The following is a 13281-nucleotide window of genomic DNA, read 5'->3' on the forward strand; positions in this document are numbered from 1 at the left end:
GACGCTGCGGAGTGTGACGGTACATCCCGCCCCCGTGTCAAACGGGAAAAGCCCGCAACGGCCACTCGAACGGTAACCCGACTACCGCCATTCCTGCCGCCCGGAGTACCCACCGGCTCTTTCGCGCCTGACCGGAGGATCACCTCCCAGTTGTCGGAGTCCCAGCTCCGGGCCCGCTTTCAGACCCTCGTGAAGCACCAGACCCCGAGAATCAGCGCGATCAGTGACATGAGACTCGCGATCGTCACCGATGCGACCGGACTCACACCCTGCGCGACCGGTTCTCCCTGCCGCGCCCGGCTCACCGTCCACACCAGCAGCCCGCCTCCGAACAGGGCGAACACCACTCCCGCAAAGATCGCAGGTCCGCTCTCCATGGCTTGCCTCGCCCCATTTCTCCCGTCCGCGCGTGCCCGGCCCGTGGAGGCTGACACGAACGGACGGCGCACAGACGAACCCCAGGTGAACGCGGGGCCGACGTACCTGTGGACTCACCGGACGGCCGTCCCGCACCCGGCTCATACGGAGCCGGGCACAGGTATCTTTCCGGTCGTCTTCGTGTTGTCCGAGCGACTCACCGTGCACACCACTTTGCTGAAGCCCCGGTCCCAGTCGTCCTGATCGGCCACCCAGCCGTAAACGACCCGCTCCGACCCCGGCGCCCAGGTCGACTCGAACTTGTTGCCGCAGAGCTTGGTCGCGTTCTCGGACCCCTGCTTGAAACTCATCTTCTCCGGGGCCTGGACAGCGCCTATGACCTGGTCGGTATGCGGTTTCACGCAGTCGGTGAGCGGCGCCTTGTAGCCGTCGTCCACCTCCACGTACTCCCAGCAGTCACCGACACTCATCTGACCGACCCACAGGTTCGAACCCGCGTCCCGGAAACTGCCCACCTCGCCGCCGATCGCCGCGTGCCGCCCCAGTACGAGACACGCCGTACCGCTGTCGGCCGCCCCGAACCCCTCCTTCGTCGGCACGACGGCGTATCCGGCCGCGTCCGGCAGCGCGTCCACGACCGCCCTGCTCTGGCTCTCGCAGCGCCGCGCGCCCTGAGCGCTGGCGCCGGCGAAGTCGGTGGCCGTGTCAACCGCCACGACCTGTCCGTCGGGCCAGTCGTTCGCGCAGTCCACCACGCCGAGGTTCGGCGCCGATGCGAACGGCGTCCCCGACCAGACCGCCTTCACACAGTCCCCGGTCTCCAGGGGCCGGCTGAGCCCCACCACATCTCCGTACGGCAGCACCGGCCCGGTCGGCGTCGCCGAACTGCGCGACGCGCTCGGCGACGCGGACTTCTTCGTCGCCGCGCTGTTCTTGCCCCCGTCACCGTCCCCGCCGATTAGGGAGGCAACCCCCCACGCACCACCGGCGATGACGAGAACGATCCCCACGACGAGCGCGACAACCGCCGGCCGCCGCTTCCCGGCCGACCTCGGAGGCAACGCAGCCCCACCACCACCGGGCCCGCCCGGACCACCGACCCCGTGAGCCGTGGGGGCAGCCGAGCTCCAGTAACCACCGGGACCTGGGCTCGCGTTGGTCGGTGTCGCGCCACCACCTGGATACGCCGGTGTCGCACCGCCACCTTGGTACGGCGGTGGAGCAGCGCCTTGGTACGGCGGTGCGGCGCCCGCGCTCCCATAGGCGCCCGCGCCACCCTGCGGGTATGCCGGCGGAGCGGCACCCCCGCCGTACGGCCCCGAACCGGCACTCCCCGATGCGGACCCCGGAGCGGCGCCCCCGGCATACGGGCCGGAACCCGCGCTCCCCGGCGCGGACGCCGGGGTGTTGCTCCCGGCGTACGGCGCCCCACCCGCGCCCCCGGGCGTCCCCGCCGGCGTGGACCCTCCCGCGTACGGCGCCTGACCGCCACCGCCCGCGTACGGGGTGCCGGGTGATGGCTGCGCGTACGGGTTGGCCGGATCCGCCGCGCGCTGCTGGGTGGGCGGCGCCCACATGTCGTAGGCCGACGCCCCGGGCGGCGAGCCTGGCGTGGCACCGGGCGTGGCACCGGGCGTGGCCGGACCGGCGGGACCGCCCGCCGGAGTGTGCGGTGTCCGCGGGGAGTCGGGGTCCTGGTGCGCACCCGGAGTCTGCGGCGCCCCCGCCCCGGGACCGCCGCTCCAGCCGGCGGCGTACTCCGGCGGCTGACTGCTGACGTAGCCGGGCGCGGGGCCACTGACGTAGCCCGGCTCCGGACCGCTGACGTACCCCGGTGGCGGGCCGCCGACGTACCCGGGCGGCGCACCCTGGACGTACCCGACCGGTGGCCCGAATCCCACGCCCCCGTCGGCCGCCCCTTGCGGAGCCCCCCGCACCACCCGCTCCAGCCCCCGCGCGGCCGTCTCGGGCGACGACCTGCGGACGGGGTCCTTGACCAGCAACCCCTGGAGCACCGGCGTCAGTTCACCGGCCCGCTCCGCCGGGGTCGGTTCCTCGCCGAGCAGGGCCGTCAGGGTGGCGTAGTCGCCGTGGCGGTCGAAGGGACCGCGGCCCTCGACGGCCGCGTACAGCGTGGCGCCCAGGGAGAACAGGTCGGCGGCCGGTGTCGGCGGCTCGCCCCGCGCGCGCTCCGGGGCGAGATAGCCGGGCGTGCCGAGGATGCCGGCGGTCGCGGTCAGGCGCGGCTCGCGGGACTCGGGCTGGAGCGCGATGCCGTAGTCGGTGAGCAGCACGCGCGCGTAGGGGTCGCCCGAAGCGTCCGACGCCAGAAGGATGTTGGCCGGTTTCACGTCCCTGTGGAGGATGCCGATGCGGTGCCCGGCGGTCAGCGCGTCGAGCACGGCGAGCCCGATGCGGGCCGTCTGGACGGGCGACAGCGGCCCCGTCCGCCGTACGAGCGCCTGGAGGTCGACCGCGTCCGGCACGTACTCCATGACGATCCAGGGCAGCCCCTCGTGCATCACCACGTCGTGCACCGTCGCCACATGCGGGTGGCCGCGCAGGCGCGCCGCGTGCCGGGCCTCGCTGCGGGCGCGCGCGATGCGCTGCGAAGGCGCGCTCGGGTCCGTCGGCACGTCCGCGAGCGCGATCTCCTTGATCGCGACCTCGCAGGCCAACTCCTCGTCGTACGCGAGCCAGACGCGGCCCATGCCGCCCGCACCGAGCGTCCGCGTCAACCGGTACCGGCCGTTGATGATCCTGTCTTCGCCCTGATCCGGCGTCTCCCCCGCCATCACGCCTCCCCCGAGACAGCGCGCCTCCCCCGAGAACGCGTGCGGCCCTGTCCCTCGAAGATAGCTTCGCACCCACCACTGACAGCAGACCTTTTCGGGGCCAATCCCATCAGGTCGGACACAGGGGCATCAGGGGTGCGGGCGCGCCCCAGCCGTGACGCGCGCCCGGCGTACGCGGACCCGGAACGGACCGGAATCCGCCCCGGATCCGGGGCGGACTTCAGGACAGCCTTCAGGACGGCGACAGCTCTCGGGCCGGTTCGAGGAAGCCCTGCTCCACCAGGAGGCGGATCTGGGCGGGCGTGCGGTCGCGCAGCAGGACCGGGTCCTCGCCGACCAGTTGGGCGATCGCGTCCAGGATGCGACCGGCGCTCAGCGAGCCGTCGCACACGCCCGCGAACCCCGCGCCGACGGTGTCCACCTTGGTCGCCCGGCGCATCCCGCGGTGCTGGCGCAGCACCACGTGCTCGGGGTCCTCGGCGCCGGGCAGCCCGACCTGCTCCTGGATGACCTCCGAAGACAGCCTGAAGTGCTCTTCGAGCAGGGCCGCGTCGTCGTGCGCCCGCAGATAGTCGAGCCGCTCGAAGTGCGCCCGTACGGCGTCCCCGAGCGGCTGCTCGACCGGGTGCGGCCACTCCTCCGCGAGGATCGAGGGCTCGGCGGCATCCGTCTTCCGCAGGGTGATCCAGCCGAAGCCCACGGCCCGCACCTTGCGTGCCTCGAACTCGTCCAGCCACGCGTCGTACCGCGCCTGGTACTCGGCCGGGTCCTCGCGGTGGTCACCGGCGTCCCGCAGCCACAGCTCGGCGTACTGCGTGACGTCCTGGACCTCGCGCTGCACGATCCAGGCGTCGCAGCCGCGCGGCACCCACGACCGGAGCCGGTCCTGCCAGTCCTCCCCCTCCACGTGCTGCCAGTTGGCGAGGAACTGCGCGAACCCGCCCTCGGTCAGCCGCTCCCCCGCCTGCTGAACGAGCGTGCGGCACAGATCGTCCCCGCCCATCCCGCCGTCGCGGTAGGTCAGCCGCGCGCCCGGTGAGATCACGAACGGCGGGTTCGACACGATCAGGTCGTACGTCTCCCCGTCCTTGACCGGCTCGAACAGCGAGCCCTCGCGCAGCTCGGCGGCCGGCGCGCCGGAGAGCGCCAGCGTGAGGGCGGTGATGTGCAACGCGCGCGGGTTGACGTCGGTAGCCGTCACGCGCGTGGCGTGCCGCGAGGCGTGCAGCGCCTGGATGCCGGAGCCGGTACCGAGGTCGAGGGCGGCCGGGACGGGCGTACGCACGGTGATGCCCGCGAGGGTCGTGGACGCGCCGCCGACGCCCAGGACGACGCCCTCCTCGCGGCTGCCGATCCCGCCGGCGCCGCCGACCGCGCACCCCAGGTCGGACACGATGAACCAGTCCTCACCGCCGGGCCCGCCGTACGGCCGCACGTCCACGGTCGCGGCGACCTCGTCCGCACCGACGGCGACCAGCCACCCGGCCTCCAGACACGCGGCGACGGGCAGAACGCCCTCCACGCGTGCGTGCGGCACGGGCTGCTGCAACAGGAACAGCCGTACGAGCACCGCGAGCGGGGTGTCCCCTCTGGTCGCCCTGAGCGCGGGCACGGTCTCGCTACGGGCCAGCGCCGCGTAAGCGGGGGCCCCGAGCAGATCGAGCAGCCCGTCGGCGGTGAAGGACGCGCCAAGCAGGGCATCCCGCAGCCGAGCGGCAACATCGGAACGATCGGAATCGGGCAGAGTGGGCAGGCCTGAATTACTCACGCCCCCATTGTGTCCGGGCAGCCGGCTTACCGCGTAGCGGTGCACCTACGACAGCCCCACTGCCCCGCTACCGCTGTGGGCAGTCGTTCCGCAGGGCGGAACGGGTGGGCACAGTCTGCAACGCCGGGCCCGGCTCAACACGCTCCGGCCCCGACGCCGAGCGGACCCGCGCCCGCGCCCCTACCCGCGTCAGCTCGCCGTGGACGAAGAAGAAGCCGACGCGCTCTTGCAGGTGGCCTGCTTGGCCATCGCCTTCCCCACGTCACCCTCCTCCAGCGTCTTCAGCGCGTCGTTCCCGCTCTGCCCCAGCTTGTCGAGCGAGGTGGCGATGTCCTTGAGGCCATCGGCGAACTTCGCCTGGTCCTTGGTGTCGAGCTTGTCGACCTGGGTCTTCAAGGAGGCGTACGACGTCGCGATCCCGTCGAGTTCCTTCACCGCGTTCGTCTGCTTCTTCGCACCGTCGTCGACATCCGGCGCCCCGGCCTTCTCCACGGCGTCCCCGATCGCCTTGTAGGCGTCGGACATGTCCTGGAAAGCCTGCGCGTCGGTCTTCTGGACGTCCTCCGGAGTGCTGTTGTCCGAGGTCTGCTGCTGGATCGCGGCGTTGGCGGCCTCGATCTTCTTGGCCTGCGGCTGCACCGCGTCACAGACCTGCTTGGCCCAGGCATCCAGCTTCGCGTTGCTGTCGTCGCTGCTGCATCCCGACAGCGCCAGTACCAGTACCGCACCGCCGGACAGTGCGGCCGTGAGCTTCTTGTTCACCGGATTGGTCCCTTCCATGGCTCTCGGCCCCGGAACATACACGCCGCACAGACGTCAGCCGTATGCCGGGCATCCACTACAGACGCTTTTGAAGCCATTTGCACCAGGCGAGAGAAGGCTCACGAAAAGGGCGCACACACACGAGGGCGGGCGGTCGACGCGTCAACGCGCGCCTCCCGCCCGCCCCTTGGGTCGGACCTGAGCCCGGCCCGGTCGGACCGTGTCGTGGGACCGCCTACGAAACCACCGCGGGATCCGGCGACTTGGTCTTCTGCTCCCCGTCCTCCTCCTCGTCGCCCATGGTGATGCCGCGCCGCTTGGAGATGTAGACCGACCCGACGATGACCAGGAACGCCAGGACCGCGATCGTGATCCGGACGCCGAGGTTCTTGTCGGCGCCGTAGCTGAACTTGATGACCGCGGGCGCGATGAGCAGTGACACCAGGTTCATCACCTTCAGCAGCGGGTTGATCGCGGGTCCCGCGGTGTCCTTGAAGGGGTCGCCGACCGTGTCGCCGATCACGGTGGCGGCGTGGGCCTCACTGCCCTTGCCGCCGTAGTTGCCGTCCTCGACGAGTTTCTTGGCGTTGTCCCACGCGCCACCGGAGTTGGCGAGGAACACCGCCATCAGCGTGCCCGCGCCGATCGCGCCGGCGAGATACGAACCGAGCGCGCCGACACCGAGCGTGAACCCGATGAAGATGGGCGCCATCACGGCGAGCAGACCCGGCGTGGCCAGCTCCCGAAGAGCATCCTTCGTACAGATGTCGACGACTCGCCCGTACTCCGGCTTCTCGGTGTAGTCCATGATCCCGGGGTGCTCGCGGAACTGCCGCCGCACCTCGTAGACCACCGCGCCCGCCGACCGCGACACCGCGCTGATCGCCAGCCCCGAGAAGAGGAAGACGACCGCGGCGCCGGCGATGAGGCCGACGAGGTTGTTGGGCTGCGAGATGTCCATGGAGAGGGTCAGTGGCGCACCCGCCCCGGTGAGTTTCTCGCCCACGTCCGCCACGTTCGTGGTGATCGCGTCCCGGTACGACCCGAAGAGCGCCGACGCCGCCAGGACGGCGGTGGCGATGGCGATGCCCTTGGTGATGGCCTTGGTGGTGTTGCCGACCGCGTCCAGGTTGGTGAGCACCTGCGCGCCCGCGCCCTCGACGTCGCCGGACATCTCCGCGATGCCCTGCGCGTTGTCGGAGACGGGTCCGAAGGTGTCCATGGCGACGATCACACCGACCGTGGTGAGCAGGCCGGTACCGGCCAGCGCGACCGCGAACAGCGCGAGCATGATCGACGTACCGCCGAGCAGGAAGGCGCCGTAGACGCCCAGGCCGATCAACAAGGCGGTGTAGACGGCCGATTCGAGCCCCAGCGAGATTCCGGCGAGGACGACGGTGGCGGGCCCCGTGAGCGAGGTCTTGCCGATGTCGCGCACCGGGCGGCGGGTGGTCTCGGTGAAGTAGCCGGTCAGCTGCTGGATGACGGCTGCCAGCACGATGCCGATCGCCACCGCGACGACCGCGAGGATCCGCGGATCGCCGTCCTTGGCCCGGATCGCGGCATCGGTGACGCCATCCAGGTCGGAGTACTTGCCGGGCAGGTAGACGAAGACGGCCACCGCGACGAGTACGAGTGAGATCACCGCGGAGATGAAGAAGCCGCGGTTGATCGCGGACATGCCGCTGCGGTCGGTCCTGCGCGGGGCGACCGCGAAGATACCGATCATGGCGGTGACGACGCCGATCGCGGGCACGATCAGCGGGAAGGCGAGTCCGGAGTCGCCGAAGGCGGCCTTGCCGAGGATCAGCGCGGCCACCAGGGTCACGGCGTACGACTCGAAGAGGTCGGCCGCCATGCCCGCGCAGTCGCCGACGTTGTCGCCCACGTTGTCGGCGATGGTCGCGGCATTGCGCGGGTCGTCCTCCGGAATGCCTTTCTCGACCTTGCCGACCAGGTCGGCGCCGACGTCGGCGGCCTTGGTGAAGATGCCGCCGCCGACACGCATGAACATCGCGATCAGCGCGGCGCCGAGGCCGAAGCCTTCGAGCACCTTCGGCGCGTCGGCCGCGTACACCAGCACCACACACGAGGCGCCCAGCAGACCGAGCCCCACCGTGAACATGCCGACGACGCCGCCCGTACGGAAAGCGATCTTCATGGCTTTGTGCGAGACGGTGATGAGATCCTTTTCCGGTTCTCCCTCCGCCGGGGTCGCTTCCCGGGCCGCCGCGGCGACCCGCACATTACTGCGCACGGCGAGCCACATGCCGATATAGCCGGTGGCCGCCGAGAACCCCGCGCCGATCAAGAAGAACACCGATCGTCCGGCGCGCTGATTCCAGTCGTCCGCGGGCAGCAGCATGAGCAGGAAGAAGACCACGACGGCGAATACGCCCAGTGTGCGCATCTGTCGGGCCAGATAGGCGTTGGCGCCTTCCTGGACCGCCGACGCGATCTCCTTCATCTTGTCGGTGCCCTCGCCCGCCGCGAGCACCTGGCGTACCAGGACGCCCGCGACCACGAGCGCGGCCAGGGCGACCACCGCGATCACGATCACGATGACCCGGTTGCCGTCGGTCAGTACCGCTGCTGCGAGGGTTGTGGGGTGGTCCAACTGCTGAGGGGTAGAAAGCCCCGCCATTCGTCCTCCTTGACGCCTGTGCTGAGCTCAAGATGTGGACGGATTCTAGGTACCCGCACCTGATCAAAACAGAGCGCGGTAAACGGAATTAGCCTTCACATGCCCTACAGCAAATGATCGACAACACGCCACGGAACCCGAATGGAGTAATGCCCCGAAGGCATTGACGCCTGCACCGGCGCTTGATCGAATTATCGGGCCATCGATCGTGAATTGATTCACGAATTCCCGGGGTGCGACTGAAAAACACCAAGGGCCCTGCTCAGCAGGGCCCTTGAAGATCGTACGAGAGTTAGTTCAATGGCTGAACTGGGGTGAACTCAGGAGAGGACCGCGGCCGGCGGCGTGGTCGGCCAGGTCATGCGGATCAATCCGCCGTGCTCTCCTGCGGTCACCTCGACATCGTCGACGAGCCCGCTGATGACCGCGAGACCCATCTCGTCCTCTTCGATGTCCACATCGTCGCCCGCCGATCCCGAAGCGCTGTCACCGGGGGCCGCATGCGGCGCCTCGTCGCCGACCTCGATGGAGAACTGCTTCTCCTCCTCGATCAGCAGCACCTTCACGGGGGCGGTGATGCCACCGCTCTGGTGCAGCCCCACGGCACGGGTGCAGGCCTCGCCGACCGCGAGTCTGACCTCGTCGAGGACGGCCTCGTCCACTCCGGCCCTGCGCGCCACCGCTGCCGCCACCAGTCGGGCGGTCCTGACGTGCTCGGGCAGCGCGCTGAAGCGGAGTTCAACGGTGGCCATGCATCCCCCTAAGACTTCGGGCGTGCTGTCGGGGGACCGGGCCGCCGAAAGCCCGGACCCCCTGTTGGTACTTCTTCCGTCCTGGAGCGGTCCTTTCCCGCTCCGTGGGACGGTGGTCAGTCGGTGGCCGCCACCGCTTCCTCGACCGAGGTGTGGATCGGGAACACCTTGGTGAGGCCGGTGATGCGGAAGATCTTGAGAATGCGCTCCTGGTTGCAGACCAGGCGCAGCGAGCCCTCATGGGCACGCACCCGCTTCAGGCCGCCGACCAGCACGCCGAGCCCGGTGGAGTCGAGGAAGTCGACGCCCTCCATGTCGACGACGAGGTGGAAACTCCCGTCGTTCACCAGCTCGACCAACTGCTCGCGCAGCTTTGGCGCGGTATATACGTCGATTTCTCCACCGACCTCGACGACCGTACGATCGCCGACGGTACGGGTCGACAGGGACAGGTCCACGGATCCTCCAGCACCTTGCTATCGAGCGGTCGCCCCTCGGGACACCTCGGCAGAGCCCCCGGAACGGATCGCCAGCCGCGATGGCATTCAATCACTTACCGGCAGGCGTGCACGACGCCTTGGTCCCATTGTCCGTCACGCCAGTGACACACTCGGTGCCGATGGCCAAGAATCATCGATCCGACAGATCCCCGACGGACCCCGTTTCCCGGCTCTCGCCGGGCACGGTCCTGGGCCGACTCGCCTCCGGGCCGAGCCGGGCTTCGCGCATCACTCATACGGAGCACTTGCCCCCACGTGAGGGCCGCCATGCCGTCTGGCCTGACCGGATTCGTTCGGAAGTCATCGCCGCCGTTCAGTCGGCCGGTATCGAACACCCCTGGGCCCACCAGGCACGGGCCGCCGAGCACGCTCTGGACGGCGAATCCGTGATCGTCGCCACAGGGACTGCTTCCGGCAAGTCGCTGGCGTACCTGGTCCCAGTCCTCTCCACCCTCCTGGACGGCTCCGAAGCTCCGAACGGCCGCGGCGCCACCGCCCTCTACCTGGCCCCGACCAAGGCGCTCGCGGCAGACCAGCGGCGATCCGTGAAGGAACTTTCACAACCTCTGGGAAATGCGGTACGCCCCGCGGTGTACGACGGTGACACCCCGTTCGAGGAACGCGAATGGATCCGCCAGTACGCGAACTACGTCCTGACCAACCCGGACATGCTCCACCGCGGCATCCTCCCGTCCCACCCCCGCTGGGCCTCCTTCCTGAAGTCGCTGAAGTACGTCGTCATCGACGAATGCCACACCTATCGGGGCGTCTTCGGCTCGCACGTCGCCCAGGTCCTGCGCAGGCTGCGCCGCCTCTGCGCCCGCTACGGCTCCTCTCCCGTCTTCCTGCTGGCCTCCGCGACCGCCGCCGAGCCCTCCGTCGCCGCCCGCCGCCTGACCGGCCTCCCGGTGGTCGAGGTGGCCGACGACGCCTCACCGCGCGGTGAACTGGTCTTCGCCCTCTGGGAACCCCCGCTCACCGAGCTGCACGGCGAGAGGGGCGCCCCGGTCCGCCGCACGGCCACCGCCGAGACCGCCGACCTGCTGACCGACCTCACCCTCCAGGGCGTGCGCTCGGTCGCCTTCGTCCGCTCCCGGCGCGGCGCCGAGCTGATCGCGGTGATCGCCCAGGAGCGCCTCGCCGAGATCGACCGCTCCCTGGCCCGGCGCGTCGCCGCCTACCGCGGCGGCTACCTCCCCGAGGAACGCCGCGCCCTCGAACAGGCCCTCCACTCCGGCGAACTCCTCGGCCTCGCCGCCACCACCGCCCTCGAACTCGGCATCGACGTCTCGGGGTTGGACGCCGTCGTGATCGCCGGCTACCCGGGCACCCGCGCCTCCCTGTGGCAGCAGGCGGGCCGCGCGGGCCGCTCAGGACAGGGCGCACTGGCCGTCCTGGTCGCCCGCGACGACCCCCTGGACACCTACCTCGTCCACCACCCCGAGGCCCTGTTCGACCAGCCCGTCGAGTCCACCGTCCTCGACCCCGACAACCCCTACGTCCTCGCCCCGCACCTGTGCGCGGCCGCCGCCGAACTCCCGCTCACCGACGACGACCTGCCCCTCTTCGGCCCCGCCTGCGAGGAACTGCTCCCCCAGCTGGAGGCCGCGAAGCTGCTGCGCCGCCGGACCAAGGCCTGGCACTGGACCCGCCGGGAACGGGCCGCCGACCTGGCCGACATCCGCGGCGAGGGCGGACGCCCGGTCCAGATAGTGGAAGCCGGCACGGGACGCCTGATGGGCACGGTCGACGCGGGCTCCGCCCACACGACCGTCCACGAGGGCGCCGTCCACCTCCACCAGGGCCTCACGTACCTCGTGCGCTCCCTGGACCTGGAGGACTCGGTGGCCCTGGTGGAGCAGGCCAACCCCTCCTACTCGACCGTCGCCCGCGACACCACCGCCATCTCCGTGCTGTCCACGGACACCGAGATCCCCTGGGGCGACGGCCGCCTGTGCTACGGCTCCGTCGAGGTCACCAACCAGGTCGTCTCCTTCCTGCGCCGCCGCCTCATCACCGGTGAAGTGCTGGGCGAGACCAAACTCGACCTCCCTCCTCGTACGTTGCGCACCCGCGCGGTGTGGTGGACCGTCACCGAGGACCAGCTCGACGAGGCCCGGATCAACCCGGAGATCCTCGGCGGCGCCCTGCACGCCGCCGAGCACGCGTCGATCGGCATGCTCCCCCTCTTCGCGACCTGCGACCGCTGGGACATCGGCGGAGTCTCGGTCCCCCTGCACCCCGACACGCTGCTGCCCACGGTCTTCGTCTACGACGGCCACCCGGGCGGCGCGGGCTTCGCGGAGCGCGCCTTCCACACCGCCGCCGCCTGGCTGACCGCCACCCGCCAGGCCATCTCCTCCTGCGAGTGCGACGCCGGCTGCCCCTCCTGCATCCAGTCCCCCAAGTGCGGCAACGGCAACGATCCGCTGCACAAGCGGGGGGCGGTGCGACTGCTCACGGTGCTGCTTCGAGGGGCGCCGGAGGATAAGGCCGAGGCGGAGGGGGAGGCGGAAGCTGGGGCTAAGGCTGGGGCTGGGGAACGGCCTGGGGAGCAGCTCCTGGAGGGAGCGACGCTGGAACCGAGCCTGCGCGACCTGCCGGCGGAGGGACCGACTGCGGGTCCGGACCCGCAGGCCCCGCCCGTGCCCTGACCTCCGCCGCGAACGGGCCCCGCCCCGACGCCGCCGTCACGTCCGAGGTGTCGCCGACGATCGCGCACCGCACGAGTCTGGTGGCCTGCGCGCGGGCCACCTCGTCCGCCCGGGCGCAGGCCACCGCAGCACCCTGCGCCCAGTGGTCCGCCGCCGCGAGCGCCGCGAGATCCGCACCGCCGGCCGCGCGATGCCGGGTCACGACGGCGTGCCCTATCGCGAGCACGATCCCGAACACCACGCACAGCACAGCGATGGCACCGAGGCTCCAGACGGTGGCGGAGCCACGGTCTGCGTCCACCGGCATCACGGTTCTGCTCCTCATCACCCGACCCCCACCGTCTCCTCCGCGTCCGCCACGGCCTCCTCCCGCACTTCGAAGGGCAGACCGCTCAGCGCCGGCGGCTTGGCCACCACGACCACTCGAACCCGCTCCCCCTCCCGGCTGACCGTGACGCTCGCGCCGCCCGGCGCCACCCCGCGGGCCACCTCCACGACGGCGTCGGCCGGATCCTGGCGGGCAGCCGCACGGGCTCCCGCACGCGCCGCGTCCACGCACTGGATCTGTGCGGCCACCACGAGCAGCCCCCAGACCAGCCCCATCGCGAAGAGCACCAGCACGGGCAGCACCACGGCCGACTCCGCCGTCACGAACCCCCGGTCCGCGCCCTCCTCACGGCCGCTCCCGCTGCCGCGCTCACACCCCCGCATCGAGCGCCCTCTTCACGATGCCCTGCAGCTCAGCGCTCACCTCCCCACTGGTCACCACCTTGTAGAGGACCACCGCGAAGGCCACCGCCGCCACGATCCCCATCGCGTACTCCGAGGTCACCATCCCGGAATCCCGTCGCACCGCCGACACCCGGCACACCAGGGCGTACAGCCGTGCCCGCATCACCTTGTACATCTCAACCCCCGTAAGGAATCAGTCCCGTTGACGATCTCTGTCGTCGTGCTGTCGTGCTGCCGCGCTGATTGGCGCCGCACTTCTCATTGCCGTACTTCTCACTGCCGTGCTTCTCGGGACA

General features: G+C 70.7%; 10 protein-coding genes and 1 pseudogene. 1 reads left to right on the top strand and 10 read right to left on the bottom strand.

The genetic code is table 11. The features are described from left to right. Nucleotides 1–179 precede the first annotated feature (179 nt). The 7 genes from ACIP6U_RS19045 to bldG form a co-directional block, all read right to left on the bottom strand. On the bottom strand, nt 180–377 hold the full coding sequence (locus ACIP6U_RS19045; RefSeq protein WP_401718865.1) for a hypothetical protein: 198 nt from the start codon (nt 375–377) through the stop codon (nt 180–182). Between the two features lie 141 nt (nt 378–518). Continuing rightward, entirely contained in the window at nt 519–3173 is a 2655-nt protein-coding gene (locus ACIP6U_RS19050) for a protein kinase (protein WP_401718868.1), read from the bottom strand. Between the two features lie 232 nt (nt 3174–3405). Then, a complete protein-coding gene (locus tag ACIP6U_RS19055) occupies nt 3406–4941 on the bottom strand; it encodes a methyltransferase (protein WP_401718871.1) in 1536 nt (511 codons plus the stop codon). A gap of 189 nt (nt 4942–5130) precedes the next feature. Then, a complete protein-coding gene (locus ACIP6U_RS19060) occupies nt 5131–5721 on the bottom strand; it encodes a small secreted protein (RefSeq protein ID WP_401718874.1) in 591 nt (196 codons plus the stop codon). 217 nt (nt 5722–5938) lie between these two features. Beyond that, the gene (locus tag ACIP6U_RS19065; protein WP_401718877.1) at nt 5939–8347 is read right to left on the bottom strand and encodes a sodium-translocating pyrophosphatase; all 2409 of its coding nucleotides are present in this window, start codon (nt 8345–8347) and stop codon (nt 5939–5941) included. A 320-nt stretch (nt 8348–8667) separates the two neighbouring features. After that, nucleotides 8668–9099: an ATP-binding protein gene (locus tag ACIP6U_RS19070; RefSeq protein ID WP_123998665.1), complete on the bottom strand. Its 432-nt coding sequence runs from the start codon at nt 9097–9099 to the stop codon at nt 8668–8670. Between the two features lie 116 nt (nt 9100–9215). After that, on the bottom strand, nt 9216–9557 hold the full coding sequence (bldG, locus tag ACIP6U_RS19075) for an anti-sigma factor antagonist BldG (RefSeq protein ID WP_003975386.1): 342 nt from the start codon (nt 9555–9557) through the stop codon (nt 9216–9218). 80 nt (nt 9558–9637) lie between these two features. Between bldG and ACIP6U_RS19080 the strand changes: the two genes are divergently transcribed. Next, nucleotides 9638–12253 carry a DEAD/DEAH box helicase gene (locus tag ACIP6U_RS19080; protein ID WP_401718880.1) on the top strand — a complete coding sequence of 872 codons (2616 nt, stop codon included), beginning with the start codon at nt 9638–9640 and terminating at the stop codon, nt 12251–12253. Between the two features lie 40 nt (nt 12254–12293). Here the strand turns inward: ACIP6U_RS19080 and ACIP6U_RS19085 are convergent. The 3 genes and pseudogenes from ACIP6U_RS19085 to ACIP6U_RS19095 form a co-directional block, all read right to left on the bottom strand. Continuing rightward, nucleotides 12294–12578: pseudogene (locus tag ACIP6U_RS19085) on the bottom strand (Rv3654c family TadE-like protein); the annotation flags it as partial. Next, nucleotides 12578–12964: a TadE family type IV pilus minor pilin gene (locus ACIP6U_RS19090; RefSeq protein WP_401718883.1), complete on the bottom strand. Its 387-nt coding sequence runs from the start codon at nt 12962–12964 to the stop codon at nt 12578–12580. The gene ACIP6U_RS19090 and the pseudogene ACIP6U_RS19085, both read right to left, overlap by 1 nt. Further along, complete coding sequence (locus ACIP6U_RS19095; protein ID WP_401718886.1) at nt 12951–13160, bottom strand: DUF4244 domain-containing protein; 210 nt, start codon at nt 13158–13160, stop codon at nt 12951–12953. Before ACIP6U_RS19095 ends, ACIP6U_RS19090 begins: the two co-directional genes overlap by 14 nt. Nucleotides 13161–13281: the final 121 nt, after the last annotated feature.

The sequence above is a fragment of the Streptomyces sp. NPDC088794 genome (genome assembly GCF_044750545.1).
In the GTDB taxonomy this organism is placed as follows: Bacteria; Actinomycetota; Actinomycetes; order Streptomycetales; family Streptomycetaceae; genus Streptomyces.